The 16,396-nt window shown below is 66.7% G+C and carries 15 protein-coding genes and 2 tRNA genes; 9 read left to right on the top strand and 8 right to left on the bottom strand.

Annotation, left to right across the window (positions count from 1 at the left end):
- The first annotated feature begins 11 nt into the window (after nt 1-11).
- From AC5RWD_RS03845 to AC5RWD_RS03830, 4 genes are all read left to right on the top strand, one after another.
- Nucleotides 12-1,052 (top strand): AAA family ATPase, encoded by a 1,041-nt coding sequence (locus AC5RWD_RS03845; protein ID WP_494018773.1) that lies wholly within the window; start codon nt 12-14, stop codon nt 1,050-1,052.
- Between the two features lie 181 nt (nt 1,053-1,233).
- A tRNA-Met gene (locus AC5RWD_RS03840) sits at nt 1,234-1,307 on the top strand.
- 179 nt (nt 1,308-1,486) lie between these two features.
- Nucleotides 1,487-1,563 (top strand) — tRNA-Met (locus AC5RWD_RS03835).
- A 163-nt stretch (nt 1,564-1,726) separates the two neighbouring features.
- The gene (locus AC5RWD_RS03830; RefSeq protein WP_494018772.1) at nt 1,727-2,662 is read left to right on the top strand and encodes a cytochrome b/b6 domain-containing protein; all 936 of its coding nucleotides are present in this window, start codon (nt 1,727-1,729) and stop codon (nt 2,660-2,662) included.
- Between the two features lie 4 nt (nt 2,663-2,666).
- Here AC5RWD_RS03830 and AC5RWD_RS03825 read toward each other — a convergent pair whose 3' ends face one another.
- The 3 genes from AC5RWD_RS03825 to AC5RWD_RS03815 form a co-directional block, all read right to left on the bottom strand.
- Complete coding sequence (locus tag AC5RWD_RS03825) at nt 2,667-4,091, bottom strand: cryptochrome/photolyase family protein (RefSeq protein WP_494018771.1); 1,425 nt, start codon at nt 4,089-4,091, stop codon at nt 2,667-2,669.
- Nucleotides 4,092-4,166: 75 nt separating this feature from the next.
- Entirely contained in the window at nt 4,167-4,958 is a 792-nt protein-coding gene (locus tag AC5RWD_RS03820; protein ID WP_494018770.1) for a PspA/IM30 family protein, read from the bottom strand.
- Nucleotides 4,959-5,066: 108 nt separating this feature from the next.
- On the bottom strand, nt 5,067-7,127 hold the full coding sequence (locus AC5RWD_RS03815; RefSeq protein ID WP_494018769.1) for a TPM domain-containing protein: 2,061 nt from the start codon (nt 7,125-7,127) through the stop codon (nt 5,067-5,069).
- A 309-nt stretch (nt 7,128-7,436) separates the two neighbouring features.
- On the opposite strand from AC5RWD_RS03815, the gene AC5RWD_RS03810 reads away from it, so the two are divergent.
- The 4 genes from AC5RWD_RS03810 to AC5RWD_RS03795 all read left to right on the top strand — a co-directional run bounded on the left by AC5RWD_RS03810 (nt 7,437) and on the right by AC5RWD_RS03795 (nt 11,925).
- A complete protein-coding gene (locus AC5RWD_RS03810) occupies nt 7,437-9,116 on the top strand; it encodes a S1C family serine protease (protein ID WP_494018768.1) in 1,680 nt (559 codons plus the stop codon).
- 256 nt (nt 9,117-9,372) lie between these two features.
- On the top strand, nt 9,373-10,173 hold the full coding sequence (locus tag AC5RWD_RS03805) for an electron transfer flavoprotein subunit beta/FixA family protein (protein ID WP_494018899.1): 801 nt from the start codon (nt 9,373-9,375) through the stop codon (nt 10,171-10,173).
- 14 nt (nt 10,174-10,187) lie between these two features.
- The gene (locus AC5RWD_RS03800; protein ID WP_494018767.1) at nt 10,188-11,141 is read left to right on the top strand and encodes an electron transfer flavoprotein subunit alpha/FixB family protein; all 954 of its coding nucleotides are present in this window, start codon (nt 10,188-10,190) and stop codon (nt 11,139-11,141) included.
- Between the two features lie 4 nt (nt 11,142-11,145).
- Complete coding sequence (locus AC5RWD_RS03795) at nt 11,146-11,925, top strand: PIG-L deacetylase family protein (RefSeq protein WP_494018766.1); 780 nt, start codon at nt 11,146-11,148, stop codon at nt 11,923-11,925.
- Between the two features lie 75 nt (nt 11,926-12,000).
- Here AC5RWD_RS03795 and AC5RWD_RS03790 read toward each other — a convergent pair whose 3' ends face one another.
- The 4 genes from AC5RWD_RS03790 to AC5RWD_RS03775 form a co-directional block, all read right to left on the bottom strand.
- A complete protein-coding gene (locus AC5RWD_RS03790) occupies nt 12,001-12,858 on the bottom strand; it encodes an anti-sigma factor (protein WP_494018765.1) in 858 nt (285 codons plus the stop codon).
- 2 nt (nt 12,859-12,860) lie between these two features.
- Entirely contained in the window at nt 12,861-13,466 is a 606-nt protein-coding gene (locus AC5RWD_RS03785; protein ID WP_494018764.1) for a sigma-70 family RNA polymerase sigma factor, read from the bottom strand.
- A gap of 215 nt (nt 13,467-13,681) precedes the next feature.
- Nucleotides 13,682-14,149, bottom strand: a complete 468-nt coding sequence (locus AC5RWD_RS03780) for a tRNA (cytidine(34)-2'-O)-methyltransferase (RefSeq protein ID WP_494018763.1) — start codon at nt 14,147-14,149, stop codon at nt 13,682-13,684.
- A gap of 45 nt (nt 14,150-14,194) precedes the next feature.
- Nucleotides 14,195-15,139 (bottom strand): J domain-containing protein, encoded by a 945-nt coding sequence (locus tag AC5RWD_RS03775; RefSeq protein ID WP_494018762.1) that lies wholly within the window; start codon nt 15,137-15,139, stop codon nt 14,195-14,197.
- A gap of 149 nt (nt 15,140-15,288) precedes the next feature.
- Between AC5RWD_RS03775 and AC5RWD_RS03770 the strand changes: the two genes are divergently transcribed.
- Entirely contained in the window at nt 15,289-15,975 is a 687-nt protein-coding gene (locus tag AC5RWD_RS03770) for a hypothetical protein (RefSeq protein WP_494018761.1), read from the top strand.
- Here the strand turns inward: AC5RWD_RS03770 and AC5RWD_RS03765 are convergent.
- Complete coding sequence (locus tag AC5RWD_RS03765; protein ID WP_494018760.1) at nt 15,945-16,391, bottom strand: hypothetical protein; 447 nt, start codon at nt 16,389-16,391, stop codon at nt 15,945-15,947. The two genes, AC5RWD_RS03770 and AC5RWD_RS03765, sit on opposite strands and share 31 nt — an antisense overlap.
- Nucleotides 16,392-16,396: the final 5 nt, after the last annotated feature.

The raw sequence follows: 16,396 nt of genomic DNA, 5'->3' as shown, positions 1-16,396 counted from the left end.
ACAGTGGATGCATGGCTGGCAGCCGCAATCCGCTCGACGACCTGCGCGAAACCATCGGCCATCTGACCGATCAGCTCAGGCTGCACGGTTCGGAGCGCGTTGACGACCTGGTGGGCGATCTTATCGGTGCGAGGCCGGGCCCGGCGCGGCCGCTGGCCGAGGTGCAGGCCGAGCTCGACGCGCTGGTCGGACTGGAGACAGTGAAGGAACAGGTGCGGGCCCTCGTCGCACTGCTCCAGGTTCAGGCCCGCCGGAAGGCGCACGGACTGCCGGAGGTGGCCACATCACAGCATCTGGTGTTCCTCGGAAACCCGGGCACGGGCAAGACCACCGTGGCGCGGCTCCTGGCCGAGATGTACCGCGCGGTCGGTCTGCTGCAGAAAGGCCATCTGGTCGAGGTCGACCGTTCGGGCCTGGTGGGGCAGTATGTCGGCGCGACCGCCATCAAGACGGACCGGGTGATCCGGCGTGCGCTGGACGGCGTCCTGTTCATCGACGAGGCCTATGCGCTGGCCCCGGAGGACGGCCGGATGGACTTCGGCCCCGAGGCGATCGAGGTCCTGCTGAAGCGGATGGAGGACCATCGCCACCGCCTGGTTGTGATCGTGGCCGGGTACCCGCGGCTGATGGAGTCCTTCTTGCTCTCGAACCCCGGACTGCGCTCCCGGTTCGCCCGCGAGATCACGTTCCCCGACTACTCCGTCGACGCACTCCAGACGATCTTCCACCAGATGCTGGCCCAGCACGAGTACACGCTGGAGCCGGGTGCGGACCAGATGCTGCGCCGCATCCTCACCGGGCTCCACGCGGGCGAGGACTCCGGCAACGCACGGTTCGCCCGCACGCTGTTCGAGCAGGCGCTCAACCGCCAGGCGCTGCGGCTGTCGCTCGACAAGGAACAAAGTCTCGACGCGCTCGATCGTGAGGCTGTCATGACGCTCACCGCGGGCGACATTGACGAGGCCGCGCTGGCCTTGGGCGAGGAGCCGGAGCCGGAGCCGGAACCGACGGCGGAACCGGAGCGGTCTCGCTGGTGGCGCTGGCTGGTCTGACCGGATCTGCGGCGGCGGCCGTCAGGCGAATGCCAGTCCGCCCCGAGCGGGAAAAGCACAAGTCCAACTTTCGGGGAGCAGTTCGTAAAGGGGATGGGCCGCCTTTCGCATTGCCGGAGACGCACATCACGTCGTTTGGATTTGGCCTCCTGTTCACCGGCCGGTAGAGTAGTTCTTGCGACGCGGGGTGGAGCAGTTCGGTAGCTCGCTGGGCTCATAACCCAGAGGTCACAGGTTCAAATCCTGTCCCCGCAACTGAAGAAAAACCCGGATCACCGTTTGGTGGTCCGGGTTTTTTGTTGTCCCGATTTTGCCGGCGGGAGGTTTCCCGGCGGGATTTTGCTGGCCGGCGGGAGGGCGTCCCGGGCGCCACTGGCCCCGCCGGCGGCAGTGGTCAAAGCGCCCGCAAAAGTAGGGTAGTGTTAACCAAGCGACGCGGGGTGGAGCAGTTCGGTAGCTCGCTGGGCTCATAACCCAGAGGTCACAGGTTCAAATCCTGTCCCCGCAACCAGAAGGAAGCCCCGACCACAATGTGGTCGGGGCTTCCTGCATTACCGGAGCATTTGTTCATGTGCTCAGGGTTCCTAGTATTCTCTATTCGCAGGGCCCGGAATTCCTGGCCGGCGCAGGGCGCCCACACGGGTCAGTCATTCTCGAGAGGAACGTGTAGCTCGATGTCCACAACGAAGAACAAGTCCGGCACTGCCAGGGGCAAGCGCGCCAGGCTGTACTGGGCGGTGCCTGCAGCTCTCGTGGCCCTGGTGCTGGTGGTGCTCATCGCAAAGTGGATCACCGGCCTGCCTGACGTTCGCTCGTTCATCTCGGACTACCCTGGGCATTCGGAGCTTCCGGCCGGCGCCCCCGTCGGCTTTCCGGGGTGGCTGGCCTGGCAGCATTTTCTGAACGCCTTCTTCCTGCTGCTCATCATCCGTACCGGCTGGCAGGTCCGCACCACCACACGCCCCGGCGGCTACTGGACCCGAAACAACAAAGGCCTCATCAGGACCAAGACGGCCCCCGCCAAGATCAGCCTGGAACTCTGGTTCCACCTGACACTGGATGCGCTGTGGATCCTGAACGGGCTCGTCTTTGTGATCCTGCTTTTTGCGACCGGCCAGTGGACCCGGATCGTCCCCACGTCCTGGGATGTTTTCCCGAATGCCGTCTCGGCCGCCCTGCAGTACGCGTCGCTGAACTGGCCCACGGAGAACGGCTGGGTCAACTACAACGCCCTGCAGTTGCTGACCTACTTCGCCACGGTGTTCATCGCTGCTCCGCTGGCCTTCATCACGGGCCTGCGGATGTCTGCCGCGTGGCCCAAGAAGGCCACCGGCCTGAACAGGGCCTTCCCCATCGAGGCCGCCCGCGCAGTGCACTTCCCGGTGATGATCTACTTCGTAGCCTTCATCGTGGTGCACGTATTCCTTGTCCTGGCGACCGGTGCGCTCCGAAACCTCAACCACATGTACGGCGGCAGCGACGACGTCAGCTGGGTCGGTTTCTGGTTCTTCGTTGCATCAGTCGCCGTCATGGTTGCAGCCTGGTTCCTGGCCCGGCCGCTCTTCCTGCGCCCGATCGCGTCGCTCATGGGCAAGGTCACCAGCCGCTAGCTTCTCACCCCTCCTTGAGCCGCTGGTAGGTGTCCAGCGCCCGTTCCCGGGATTCCTGCAGGCCCACCAGCGGCTCGGGGTAGCCGGGAGCCGCCGCGGGATTCTTCCACGGCTCGTGCACGGTCCGGTCATCCAGGTCCGACAGTTCCGGGATGTAGCCGCGCAGGTAACTGCCTCCGGCGTCGAACTTTTTGCTCTGGGTCACCGGGTTGAAGATCCTGAAATAGGGCGAGGCATCCGCGCCGGAACCCGCCACCCACTGCCAGTTGGCCGGGTTGTTTGCCGCGTCTGCATCAACGAGGGTGTCCCAGAACCAGGCCTCGCCCACGCGCCAGTCCGCGAGCATGTTCTTCACCAGGAACGACGCTGCCGCCATCCGGACCCGGTTGTGCATCCAGCCGGTCTCCCACAGCTGCCGCATGCCGGCGTCCACCAGAGGGTAGCCGGTGCGCCCCTGTTGCCAGGCCTTCAGTTCAGCGTCCGACGGCGTCTGCCAGGCAAAGTGGTCGAACTCGCGGCGGTAGTTTTTCGTGGCCAGGTCCGGATTCTCGTACAGCAGCTGCCAACAGAATTCACGCCAGCCCAGCTCGCTGCGGAAGATCCCGACGTCGGCCGGTGCCTGGCGGGGGAAGCGTTCCCGAAGGGAATGCCAGACCCGGAAGGGACTGATCTCGCCGAAGCGAAGGTGCGGTGAGAGGCGGCTGGTGCCCTCGACGCCCGGCAGGTCCCGTCCCCTGCCGTAGTCCTCCACGGGACCATCCAGGAATTCCTCGAGCCGGTCGTGGGCGCCGTTCTCGCCCGGGGTCCAGGTCCGCGCGAGTCCGCCACTCCAGTCCGGCCGGTGGGGGAGGAGCCGCCAGCTGTCCAGTAAGTCGCCGGCTGGCGGGCGGCCGGAAGTTCCTGCTGCGGGCTCCGGCAACTCGTCCGGGGCATCTGCCGGCAACCGCGGTTCGGCAGCGGCCAGGCAGGAACGCCAGAACGGTGTGAACACCTTGTACGGCCCGCCCGAGCCGGTGCGCACCGTCCAGGGCTCGAACAGCAGGTTTGCCTGGAAGCTCGTGGCCCCGATGGCCGGGCCGGCGGCCCATTCCTTGATGCCGGCGTCGATGGTCCGCTCCGGCTGCCCGTACCGCCGGTTCCAGAAAATTTTGTCCGCGCCCGTTTCCGCTGCCAGGTCCTCGATGACCGGAGCGGTGGCGCCCCGGCGGAGCAGAAGCCGTGAACCCCGCGCTTCGAGGCTGGCCGCGAGGGCGGACAGGGAGTGGTGGAGCCACCATCTGGCCGCGGCGCCCAGCGGGCGGATGCCGGGGGAGTCCTCGTCGAGGATGTAGACAACCGTCAACTGGTCCGGCAGCGCGGCCGCGGCGGCGAGGGCGGGGTTGTCATCGAGGCGCAGGTCGTCCCGGAGCCAGACAATGGTGGAAGCCATGGATTCACGCTACACGTCCCGGAGACGGCAGAGGCCGGGATCCGCTGGGATCCCGGCCTCATGCAACTTGGGAGACTACAGCTTGTCGAAGTCTGCCTCATCCACGGTGGACGGCGAAGCGGAAGCTGCCGTGCCCCCGGCACCGATGGCGGGCTTGGCATTGCCCGACTTCAGCGCAGCGAGGCGGGCCTCAATCTCTGTCTGCTCGCCGAGGTCCTCAAGCTGGTTGAACTGGGCATCCAGGCTCGACGCGGCGAGCTCCTGCTGCCCGCGGACCTTGGCCTCTTCGCGCCGGATTTTCTCCTCGAAGCGGCCCACTTCGCTGGTGGGATCCATGAAATCGATGCTCTTGAGCGCGTCGTGGACCTGTGACTGGGCGGCAGCCGTCTTGGAGCGGGCCACGAGTTCGTTGCGCTTGCTGGTGAGCTGGTTCAGCTTTCCCTTCATCTGGTCCAGCCCGGTCTTGAGCCGGTCCACCACCTCGGTCTGGGACGCGATACTCGGCTCGGCGGCCTTTGCCTCGTTTTCGGACGACATCTGGCGCTGCAGGGCGACCTTGGCAAGGTTGTCGAACTTCTGGGCGTCGGCCGCGTTACCGGCGCTGCGGAACTCGTCTGCCTTGCGGGACGCGGCCAGGGCCTTTTGACCCCAGTCCTGCGCGTTCTTGATGTCCTCGTTGTAATCATCCTGGAGCATGCGCAGGTTTCCGATGGTCTGGGCCACCGCGGACTCGGCTTCGGCGATGTTGTTGGTGTAGTCCCGGACCATCTGGTCCAGCATCTTCTGCGGGTCCTCGGCCTGGTCCAGCAGCGAATTGATGTTTGCCTTTGCCAGCTGCGCCATGCGGCCGAAAATGGACTGCTTCATGGTGTTACCTTTCGTCCTGCTCCGAGTTTGCCACTGAAATCAGTGACGTTTATGTACCGCTTCCACCCGCCGGCCCGTCGGTCCGGGCCGGCGCCTAGTCTTTGCCGGCTAGAAACTTCCCGAGTCCCCGCCGCCGAAATCGCCGCCGCCGAAGTCGCCCCCACCGAAGTCACCTCCGCCGGAGTCGCCGCCCCAGCCGCCGTCGCTGTGGCCGCCACCCCAGCCGCCGCCGCTGCCGCCATTGAGAATGGAGTTGATCAGGATGCCGCCGAGGATGGCGCCACCCAGGCCGCCGCCTCCGCCGCCGCCGAACATGCCGCCCCGCCCGTATCCCTGGCCGTACCCCTGGTTGGCGTAGCCGAAACTGTCAACGTCGGACTGGGCCAGCTGGGCCGCCTGGGCAGCCAGCGCGTGCGCCTGCTGCGCGTAGGTCAACGCGGTTACGGGGTCGTTGCGCGAGATGGACAGAGCGTAATCGAGGTTGCGCTGGGCTTCCGCCAGGCGGGTACGGGCCTCGGTACCAACGCCACCGCGGCGGGCAGTGATGTAATCCGAAGTGGCGCTGATCTGGGCCTGGGCCGACATGATGGTCTGCTGCAGGGAAGCCTGTGCCCTGCGTGCCTGTTCCTGCTGGTCCCGGATCCCGGCCAGGGCATTGTCGAGTGACTGGTGGGCCGATTCGACGCGCTCGAGGGTGGCAATAGGATCGATCTTGCCGCTCTGGATTTCGCCCTTGACGCGGGCGAGGGCCGCTTCGACGCCGGCCACGGGACCCTCAAGTTCCGGGTGGGCGCCGGACTGGATCATGGCCCGCGCCTGGGCAAGGTCCTGGGATGTGTCCACAACAGCGGATTCGAGTCCCTGGCGGGCCGAGTCAAGGTTGCCGGCCACCTTGGAAATTGCGTCCAGCAGCACGTTGGTCTGGTGCAGGCTCTCCTCCGCTGCCCGGACGGCGACGGCTGCGAGGCTTCCCTCACCTGAATCGAGCTTTTCGCGCGCCGTGGCGCTGGCGTTCTGCACGAAGGCGAGCCGCTCTTTGGCCTGGGTGATGTTGTCCGAGATCTGGGCGAGGGCAGTCTCCGCGTACTTGCCGCGCAGTTCCGCCAAAGTCTGGTCAGCCCGGGCGATCTTCGCGTCGGCCTCAGCGGCGCCGGCGTCCACGGCCGCGAGGGCACGCGGCGCGTTCTTCTCGAGTTCGCGCAGCGAGTCGAAGTCCGCCTTCTGCTCCTGCAGCGATGCCAGGGCGGCCTCCGACCTCCGGATGATTTCGCCGAGCCAGCTGCGCTGCTGTTCTTCGGTATCGGGGATGTGGTCGTCCAGCTGCTGCTGCAGCTTGAACGACTCGGACATGTGGGCCTTCGCCTCCTGGAGCGCCTTGGTGAAGTTGCCTACGGCCGCTTCCCCGTATTGCGCCTCGGCGAAGCCAAGTTCCTGCTCGCTGGATTTGATCGCGTCGTCTGCCTCGATCAGCAGGGAGCCGCTCTTCCGGCGGAGGTCCTCGATGCTCATCCCGGCCAGGGGATCGAGTTCGGCGCCCTGCGGCCCATAGCTTGCGCTGGACGCCTGGCCGGCCTTCTTGCGCCTGTTGCGCAGGTAAAGATACGTTCCCGCGCCGCCAGCTGCCACGACGCCGGCACCAACAAGAATGGCCGTGCCCGCACCGGCTCCGGAGGGGACCGTTCCGCTTCCGCCGCCCGCGGCATCGCCAATGGCGGCAGCAGTGTCAATGGCGGCCTGGGCAAAGTCCCGCTTGCCGCCGCCGAGGTTGGCCGCGATTGCATTCTGGGTGATGTTGCCGGTCTTCGACGCGATGGCGCTCGCCGAGTTCGGAGCAAAGTAATACTTTCCCTCGGTGGAGATAGCGAGCAAGACGTCAGCCCTTCCCATGCCTTTCTGGCTGGCCACGGCCTGTCCCCACGACTTGGGATCAGCAGGGTTGCTGAAGGATTTCACGGTGACCACGTACAGGTTGTACTTGTGGTCCTTGAGGAGTTTCTGGATCGAGTCCTCAACTTCGCCCTTGCGGCCGCCGAGGACATTCGCGTCGTCGACGATGTTGCTGCCGGAGGGGATGGTTACCGGATCCTCGGCCCAGGCTGCGGTGGCGGGAAGCGCCAGCATTCCAGCCAGGCCGATCACGGCGAATACACGTTTCAACATTGACCGCATGGCAACCCTTCAGCACGCCGCGGCTGGTTCGGGATGAACAGCCGTCACAGAATGCAGCAGCGCCCCCACGCCGGGTGTAAAGCCGCAGGTCGCTGTGGCAATTCTTCTTGATTCTATGGTGCACCAGCAGGACCGTCCACGGCGGGGAATATGCCACCAGCGAAAAGCGCTGCAAACCGTAGTGACCGACCAAAACTCTGGCAGCGAAAACCACTGGCCGAGGGCATTCAGGAACCTCCCAGCAAACGTCCGAACTAGTTTCAGTCCGATCGTCCATAGTTAATACAGACGCGGATGAAAGGAAGTCCAATGACTGAGCACCCAAACCCGGGCGCAGCACCTGAGAACCGAGATCCTTCAGGGCGCCCTGTTGATCCGACCCCTCGGCCTGAGCCCGCCGAGGGTCTCCAGCCCCCTGCACAGCAGGACGGCGAATACCGCGCCGCCGGCGGTTCCGAAAACCCCACAGTGCGCCTTGAATCCGACCGCAACCCCACCCGGCCGCTTTACCGGCCCGCACAGGACGCAGGTCAGCCATACGCCGGCCAGCCAGGAGAAGGACAGCCCGGGGCAGCCCAGGCAGATGAAGGCCAGCCGTATGGCGGCCCCGCGGGGAACCGCGAACACCCGCAGCAGCAGCGCTCCGGTGGTCCCCATCCCGTTTACCCCCAGCATGCGCCCTTCTACGGGCAGCAGTCGGCGCCCGCGACGCAGCCGATCGGTCTCCAGCACTCCCAGCACAATAATCACTCCGCCTTCCAGGACAGCCGTGCCAGCCAGCCCAAACGCAAGGCGACATTTGGCGTCGGGACTCTCGTGGCCAGCATCCTGGCTGCAGGGCTCGTTGGTGGCGGGGTTGCCACTGTAGGCGCCGGCAACCTGTTCGACCCCGGCTCTGCACCGGCTGTGAGTTCGGGCAGCCAGCCTGGCACAGTGATCGTCAACAACCAGGACTCGGTGAACGAGATCACGGCAGCAGCGGTCAAGGCATCCCCGAGTGTTGTGACCATCAAGGCCACCAGTGGCAGTGAGGGCGGCACGGGTTCGGGGGTGATCCTCGACGACCAGGGCCACATCCTCACCAACACCCACGTGGTGACGCTGGACGGGACGGCCGCGCGCGCAGACATCGAAATCCGCACGAACGACGGGCGCGTGCTCACCGCCAAGGTTGTTGGCACCGACCCGCTCTCCGACCTTGCGGTCATCAAGGTGGACAATCCGTCCGGGCTCACGCCGGCAGTGCTTGGTGATTCCAGCAAGCTGAACGTCGGGGACACGGCCGTTGCCATCGGTTCGCCGCTGGGCCTGACCGGCACGGTGACGGACGGCATCGTCTCGACGCTCAACAGGACCATCAGCGTGGCGTCCTCGGCGGCGCCCAAGGAAGGAACTGACAATTCCCAGGGCGGTGACCAGGGATTTGAGTTCGCTCCTCCCGGCCAGGGGCAGGGCCAGAGCTCGGCCAACAAGGGATCGATCTCCATCAACGTCATCCAGACAGATGCGGCCATCAACCCCGGCAACTCCGGTGGCGCCCTGGTGAACAGCAAGGGTGAAGTGATCGGCGTCAACGTCGCGATCGCCTCCGCCGGTGGCAGTTCCGCGGCAAGCGGAACAGGCAACATCGGCGTCGGCTTCAGCATCCCGATCAACCATGCCAAGCGGGTGGCGAAGGAAATCATCGACAACGGCAAGGCCACGCACGGCCAGCTTGGCGTGAGTGTCCAGGAGAAATCGGCATCCGCCTCCGGGTTCTCAACTGGCGCCGATGTGGCCTCGGTGGAGCCGGGCTCGGCGGCTGCAAAGGCAGGGATCAAGGTGGGCGACGTGGTGACGCGCTTCAATGACCTGGCCATCAGTGACCCGAACCAGCTGACCGCTGCCGTCCGCGAACAGCCATCCGGCTCCTCGGTGAAGATCACGGTCCTGCGCAACGGCCGCGAGCAGCAGCTGGACGTCACGCTCGGCGCAGCCGCAGAGCAGTAGCGCAGCCGCAGAGCAGTAGCGCAGCAAAAGTGAACAGCAACGGCGGCGGGCGCACCTGAGGGTGCGGCCCGCCGCCGCCGTCGCTGTCCCTGGCGTTCACCGGGCCGTTTGACACAGGCGTTAACGGGGCGTCATATGACGGGCCCAATATGGTTAGCTAGGAGCTACCCGTATCCCGGGCGTTCCACGGCCATGACCTCACCCGGCTGGCTATCCACAAGCACGGAAGGCTGCTGTAAATACAGTGGAAGAGACATTGAAGATCGTCGTCCTGGTCAAGCATGTGCCGGACGCCCAGTTCGACCGGCACCTCAGCGGCGAGGGCCACACCACGGACCGCGACGAGAGCATCCTGTCGGAACTGGATGAGTACGCGTTGGAGGCCGCGCTGCAGCTGGCCGAAGCGCGCGGAGGCGCCAAGGCCGGCAACAAGGTGATCGCTTTGAGCATGGGACCTGCCGGTGCCGTGAACGCCATCAAGAAGTCCCTGCAGATCGGTGCCACCGAGGGCGTGCACCTCACCGACGCCGCGCTCGCAGGTTCGGACGCAGCGGCAACCTCCCTGGCGCTTGCGGCTGCCGTCCGCCACCTCGGCGCGGACAGCCCCGTGGACCTCGTGCTGACCGGCATGGCCTCCACCGACGGTGAGACCTCCCTGGTGCCCGCGCAGCTGGCGGAGCGCCTGGGTCTTCCGCAGGTTACCTTCGCCTCCTCCCTGGAGGTGGACGGCGGACGTGTCTCGGCACGCCGGGATGCGGACACCCACTCGGAAACGGTTGAGGCGTCCCTGCCCGCAGTGGTATCCGTGACGGACCAGATCAACGAACCGCGCTACCCCAACTTCAAGGGCATCATCGCAGCCAAGCGCAAGAGCATCACCACGCTGTCCCTGGCTGACATCGGAGTCGATTCCTCCCAGGTGGGCCACACCGGATCGTGGACGCGCGTGACGGCCGCCGAGGAGCGCCCGCCGCGCACTGCCGGCACCATCATCACGGACGAAGGCGATGCCGGCATCAAGCTGGTTGACTTCCTGGCCGCCCAGAAGCTGCTCTAAGAGGACTCCACAACATGGCAAACGTACTGGTATTCATTGACAACCCCGGGCAGGCTCTCAAGAAGAGCAGCCTGGAACTCCTCACCATCGCCCGCTCGCTCGGGGAAACCGCCGTGGCGGTCAACGGTGAACTGTCCGACGACGCCGCCGGCACCCTGGGTGCCTACGGCGCGGCCACCGTCTTCCGGCCGTCCGCAGCGGACCTTGACGACTACCTCGTAGCGCCGAAGGCCGCCTTCCTCGCTGCCGTGGCGGACAAGTCCGGTGCCACCACCGTCCTGCTCGAGAACTCGCCTGAGGGCAAGGAAATCGCGGCACGGCTCGGCATCCGGCTGAGCGCCGGCGTCATCACCGACGTCGTAGCGGTCGACGCTGACGGCACCGCCCACAAGTCCGTGCTCGCCGGCTCCTACACCACGACGGCGAAGGCCACTACCGCGGTGACCGTGCTGTCCGTGAAGGCCAACACCGTCGAGCCCGAACCCGCTGCGGCCCCCGGCACACCCGAAACGGTGACCATTGAGGTTCCCGCCGATGCAACCGCCGCGGCCGCCCGCATCACCTCCCGGGAACAGAAGGTCGCCAGCGGCCGCCCCGACCTCACCGATGCGCGCATCGTGGTGGCAGGCGGACGCGGCCTCGACGGCGACTTCGGCCCCGTGGAGGAGCTGGCGGATGCGCTGGGTGCGGCCGTGGGCGCATCCCGCGCGGCAACGGACGCCGGCTGGATCAGCCACGACGCCCAGGTTGGCCAGACCGGCAAGACCGTCTCGCCGCAGCTCTACATTTCCGCCGGTATCTCCGGTGCCATCCAGCAGAAGGCGGGCATGCAGACCGCCAAGGTGATCGTCGCCGTGAACAAGGACGCCGAATCGCCCGTGTTCGAGATCGCGGACTTCGGCATCGTCGGCGATCTCTTCCAGGTGCTGCCGCAGGCAACCGAAGAAATCAAGAAGCGCAAGGGCTGAATCCTTGACCCCAAACGCTGCACCAGCGCAGAGCCCGTTCAATCCGGAACAGCACCGGATTGAGCGGGTGCTCTGTTTCTCAGCCCATCCCGACGACATCGATTTCGGTGCCGCAGGCACCATCGCCGCGTGGACAGCGGCCGGCGTCGAGGTCAGCTACTGCATCATGACCGACGGCGACGCCGGCGGCTTCGACCCTGCGCAACGCGCAGAAATCATCGCCCTCAGGGCGGCCGAGCAGGAACGCGCCGCGGCCCTCGTCGGCGTCACGGATATCCACTACCTGCACCAGCGGGACGGCTACCTTGAACCGAACCACGAGGTGATGCGCGGGGTGGTGAAGCTGATCCGCGAAGTCCGGCCCGACGTCGTGCTTTCCATGCACCCGGAGCGCAACTGGAAGCGTATCCAGAAGAGCCATCCGGACCACCTGGCCGTGGGGGAGGCGGTGACCCGGGCCGTCTACCCTGCAGTGGAAAACCCGTTCGCGTACCCGGACCTCGCCGAGGCCGGCCTCGAGGCCTTCAGGCTTCCGTGGCTGTGGCTCTACGCCGGTCCGGAGGAGCGCGAAAACCACTTTGTTGATGTTACGGAGCATGTGGAGAGCAAGCTCGAAGCGATCCATGTCCACGTCAGCCAGCATCCCGATGCCGAGGCCATGGAGGCCACCGTGCGGCGCGGTCTCCAGGCAAACGCCGAACGTGCAGGGCTGCCCGCCGGCCGCAGCGCTGAGGCCTTCCACGTGGTCAGGGTCAACGGCCCGGGGACGATCGCAGGCTTCTAGGCTGTGCTGCCAGCCTTCCGCTGAACCGGGCCGCACATAGCCCGGTTCAGCGGCAAAAACGTCAGCCGCAAAGCGTCATGCGTTCAGCGGCGCGGCGGCCACGGTGGGGAGGGTCGGGGTAGCCGATCCGCCGGCAGGCTCAACCGTGATTCCGAGTGCGGCTGCCGAGCCGATGCCCTTGACCAGGGCCGGCTTCGACAACGCCTCCGCATCCATCAGTCCCTGGGAAACGGGAGTGGAGCCATCCTTCGGGATCAGCCACATCTGGTACACCTTGCCGGCGGGCGGCGGCGGCACGTCCTTCATCCGCACCACCAGCGCATCATGCGACGGCGAGATCGAAACCGTGGCCGTGCCTCCGCCGCTGACGTCGACAGTCGCCTGCCGCGCGTCCTGCGCCTCGATGACCTGGCTGAAGGGATCGTTCTGGCTGGCCACGTAGGCCCCGATCCCCACACCGCCGAGCGCGATCACGGCAGCAGCCGCAACACCGATCAGCCAGTTGCGGAGGCCGGCCGGCCGGCGCCGTTCTTCACGGCGCTGGCGTGCAGCGGAAAGTTCGTCAGCGGCGGGGACGGGCTCCGCTGACGCATCCGCGCCAGTGATTGCCCGGGCCTGCTCTGCCGCCGGTGCAGCAGCGGGAAGCTGGGCGACGATCCGGGCGAACAGTTCCGCAGGCGGCTCCTCCTCGGCCGTAAAGGACATTGCCAGCGTCTCCCTGGCCTGGCGTACGCGTTCATTGAAGGACGCGCGTTCAGCTTCGGGGGCGCTGCTGACGTAGGCGTCGATGGCTTCCCGCTCTGCGTCGCTGATGGCGTCCAGAGCGTAGATCTCGGCGAGCTCCACCGCACGGCCAGCCGCAAGGTCGGTCGAAATATCGGCTGCAAAAGCCCTGGGCAGCTGGCGCCCGCGGGAATCATTCGTATCGGTCATTGTCAGCTCACCCCCAGGCAGGTCTTGAGTCGGATAAGCCCGTCGCGGATGCGGGACTTGATGGTCGGAATGGCCGCGTTCAGCTTTTCTGCCACTTCGCGGTAGGTGAGGCCGCCGTAGTAGGCGAGCCTCACGGATTCCTGCTGCGTCTCGGTCAGGGTCTCCAGGCAGCGCACCACGGCTTCGGCCTCGAGCCGGCTGTCCACCTCGTCCGACACCGAATCGTGGTCGATGTCCTGGCTGTTGGCGCCGTACCTGGCCTCACGCTCGCTCGCGGACTGCGAGGACCGGACCTTGTCCACGGCCCGGCGGTGCGAGATGGTCATGAGCCAGGCCAGGGGGCTTCCGCTGGCTGGATCGAACCGGGCTGCATTTTGCCAGACCTGCAGGAAGACCTCCTGGACGGTGTCCTCGCTGAGCTCCGGGTCGATCAGCACCCGCCGCGCCATGCCGAATACCCGCCGTGACGTCAGGCGGTAGAACTCGGCGAAGGACGCCTGATCGCCTTGGGCAATCCGCTCCAGCAGCTGTGCCAGCTGCTGGTTAAGGTCGACGGCGGTGCCGGGCGGCGCGGTGGCGTCAAAGTTCGGCGCGTTGGGAGTATCCATCACTCTCAAGCATAGGTCGCCCGCTGGCGGGTGCTGCACACCGTTTCCGGCCACGGCAGCATCGTGCCGGGCAAAACGGAACGCCGCGTTGCCTGGCCGTTGTGTTCTCACCTGCCGCTCCTTACCCCCTGTGGATGTGCACGCCCTTTGATGTGCTCACGAGGGATTCGGCGCCGCACCGGCCTTGGATGGGTGGCAGCGCAGGCGGGCTGCGCTCAAAGCTGGGCGCCGGTGAAACCCTGCTGGCGCCAGGCCTCGTAGACGGCGATGGATGCCGCGTTCGCCAGGTTCAGGGACCGCAGCGACGGCAGCATGGGCAGGCGGACCCGGGAGGTGACGTGGGGATCGCGCTTCAGGGTGTCCGGCAGGCCCACCGACTCCGGGCCGAACATCAGGACATCCCCGGGCCGGTAGGCGATGTCTGTGTAGGACACCTCGCCGTCGGAGGTAAAGGCGAAGACGCGCTCCGGCTGCAACGCCTCCCAGGCGGCCTCGATGTTGGGGTGGACGGTGACCACAGCCAGGTCGTGGTAGTCCAGGCCGGCGCGGCGGAGCTTGGCATCGGAGAAATCGAAGCCCAATGGCTCCACGAGGTGGAGTTCGGCGCCGGTGATGGCGGCGAGACGGATGGCGTTGCCCGTATTGCCGGGAATTTCAGGCGTGTGGAAGAGGATGCGGAACACGGTTCCATCCTAGCGTCGGCACAACCGGCGCTCTTCGGCCAAGCCTCAGTGCATGCCCCTGAGCAGCCTCCCGAGCACCGGGACGTTCACGGTGTTCGGCGCCGGACCGGAGGACAGGAAATCCTTGAGCCCGCGGGCCAGGCCGGCGGCATTGACCACCTGGACCATGTCCGGGCCGCCCCGGGAGCGGCGGTGGCGGTCGATGACGGGCTCGTGGAGGTTGCCGTCCGGGCTGTGGACCACCGTCCACCCGGTCACGTTGAGCTCGGGAAAAATGTCCTGCATCCGGCGGACCACCTGGGCCAGCTGCGGCGGGGCGATTGACCTGCCGCCATGGTTCAGCGTGTTTCCGTCCCACGCGTAGGCCCCTTTGGGCAGCAGCATGGAGCCGATCAGCGCCAGCCGGTAGCCCGAGAGCAGGGCGTGGTCAATGTGGCTGTTGTCCGCCGGGGACTGCAGCCCGTTGATCAGACGGGCCGCAGGGATCGCCGGCAGGACCTGCCTGCTGATCAGCTGGACCGTGCGCAGCTCCCGCTGGATCCTGGCTTCAGCGCCGAAGATGCCCCGCTTCCGGGGCATGCCGTGGATCTGCTGGCCGGCCAGCTCCGGCGGGAGGAGCGGTACGGCCCCGGGCGTGTCGAATGGCGGCACGTAGACGGGAGCATCGCCGGCGGTGTTCCGGGGCGTTCCCGGCTTATGGATCGTCGCGGAGGCGTGGCTGCCGGCAGCGGGGGCGTCGAAGTGCGCCTCGTCACCGTCTGCGCGGCCCCTGCGCGGGCCGGCCGCGTAGGAACGGTCATAGGCGGCCCGACGCTGGGGATCGATGAGCGTTTCGTACGCAAGGGTGACCTGGCGGAACGTCGCGGCGTCGCCTCCGTGATCGGGATGCGAAACGCGGGCAGCCTTGCGGTAGGCCACCTTGATCTCCCTCTCCGTCGCGGTCACCGCCACCCGGAGCACTTCGTAGTGGGAACTGCTGCCCTTGGTCAAGCATGGTCCTTAGGTCGTTGTTGCCGGCGTGCATGCGCGGGCCGGTGTGCCAAGCATATAAGCCGGTCTTGACGGTCTTCTGGAACAACGACCGCAGCAGGGGTGGCGGTTCCCGCGGGTAGAAACGCGGGACGTCTAGACTCTTCGGAATGGGAGTTCGGACAGTTTGCAGTGGGGCCCGCCTTGCCTGCGTGGTGGTGGCAGCCGCTGCCCTTCTGGGCGGTTGCAGCGTGGGTGTTCCTGATCCGGCCGCGCCAAGCGTTGCGCCTCTCACCAGCGGGCCGGGCACGCCGACCACCACACCCGGACACGACTCCGCTGCGGTGGCCGCCCGCGACATGCCCTTTTCAGCGGGGGCGACCCTCGCGCACGGTGTTCCCGTCGGGCTGTCCGAGGATCTGGCCGAAGCGCCGCAGTGGAAACAGGTGGTCAGCAACGCCGGCGGCGCAAGCCGCTACCAAAAATCCGACGGCTGCCAGGTTGCGGCCGAGGTCCGCCAGAACCAGTGGCCCCTGGTGGCGGCTGACGATAGGGCATCGACGGCCGCGCTATTCGCCTATCTGGACCCCACCATCCTGCCCGCCTACCTGAAGCCGGCGTCGCTGCGCTGGGGCGGTGAAGGTGGCAAGCCCGGGCCGGCGGTGGACGTGCTGGTCCTGGAACGTGGGGCGAAAACAACAGGCCGGACAGCCGGCAGGGCCAGCGCGGTGCTGGCCCGGGTTTTTGGTGCGGCCGGCTCGTCCGTCTATGTGTCGGCGTCGTGCCCGACGGCGGCGGCGCTCGCCGCCGCACGGGCGGACATTGCTCAGTGGCTGACGGTGGTTCCGCCGGACTGATGGGGCGCTGCAGGTGTAGCCAACCGGTTGAGGGCCAGCGCACCCACGAACAGGCCGAAGTCGCGCAGCGCGACGTCGTAGAAAGCTCCGAGGATGATCAGGTTCACGATGATCCCCAGGAGCCAGGCAGCCACCACCAGCGAACCGATCCGCGGCCGGAGGGCCACCAGGATTCCGGCAACTATCTCGATGACGCCGACTGCGTACATCACCGTCTGCGCGGGCAGATGCAAGGTAGCCGGAACCATCGGGGCGAGGTAGCCGGTCCAATCGGTCAAGAGGTTGGTGAACTTGTCCAGGCCGAACAGGATGGGTGCCACGGTAAAGACGGTGCGCAGGAGCAGGAACGCCTGGCGGGCGGGATCCGCCGCGAGCGTGTGCATGCTCGCGGACTCCTTGAGTGCAGTGGGTTTCATGACGC

The organism is Arthrobacter sp. CMU6, assembly GCF_059090205.1.
Note: the sequence above shows the minus strand (reverse complement) of the source record. Positions and strands in the feature narration are given on the sequence as shown.

Bases quoted from the DNA above. Each gene is read 5' to 3' on its own strand.
- AC5RWD_RS03765 (WP_494018760.1), bottom strand. From the start codon at position 16,391: ATGAAACCCACTGCACTCAAGGAGTCCGCGAGCATGCACACGCTCGCG.
- AC5RWD_RS03790 (WP_494018765.1), bottom strand. From the start codon at position 12,858: ATGACCGATACGAATGATTCCCGCGGGCGCCAGCTGCCCAGGGCTTTT.
- AC5RWD_RS03800 (WP_494018767.1), top strand. From the start codon at position 10,188: ATGGCAAACGTACTGGTATTCATTGACAACCCCGGGCAGGCTCTCAAG.
- AC5RWD_RS03825 (WP_494018771.1), bottom strand. From the start codon at position 4,091: ATGGCTTCCACCATTGTCTGGCTCCGGGACGACCTGCGCCTCGATGAC.
- AC5RWD_RS03820 (WP_494018770.1), bottom strand. From the start codon at position 4,958: ATGAAGCAGTCCATTTTCGGCCGCATGGCGCAGCTGGCAAAGGCAAAC.
- AC5RWD_RS03770 (WP_494018761.1), top strand. From the start codon at position 15,289: ATGGGAGTTCGGACAGTTTGCAGTGGGGCCCGCCTTGCCTGCGTGGTG.
- AC5RWD_RS03830 (WP_494018772.1), top strand. From the start codon at position 1,727: ATGTCCACAACGAAGAACAAGTCCGGCACTGCCAGGGGCAAGCGCGCC.
- AC5RWD_RS03815 (WP_494018769.1), bottom strand. From the start codon at position 7,127: ATGCGGTCAATGTTGAAACGTGTATTCGCCGTGATCGGCCTGGCTGGA.
- AC5RWD_RS03810 (WP_494018768.1), top strand. From the start codon at position 7,437: ATGACTGAGCACCCAAACCCGGGCGCAGCACCTGAGAACCGAGATCCT.
- AC5RWD_RS03845 (WP_494018773.1), top strand. From the start codon at position 12: ATGGCTGGCAGCCGCAATCCGCTCGACGACCTGCGCGAAACCATCGGC.
- AC5RWD_RS03785 (WP_494018764.1), bottom strand. From the start codon at position 13,466: ATGGATACTCCCAACGCGCCGAACTTTGACGCCACCGCGCCGCCCGGC.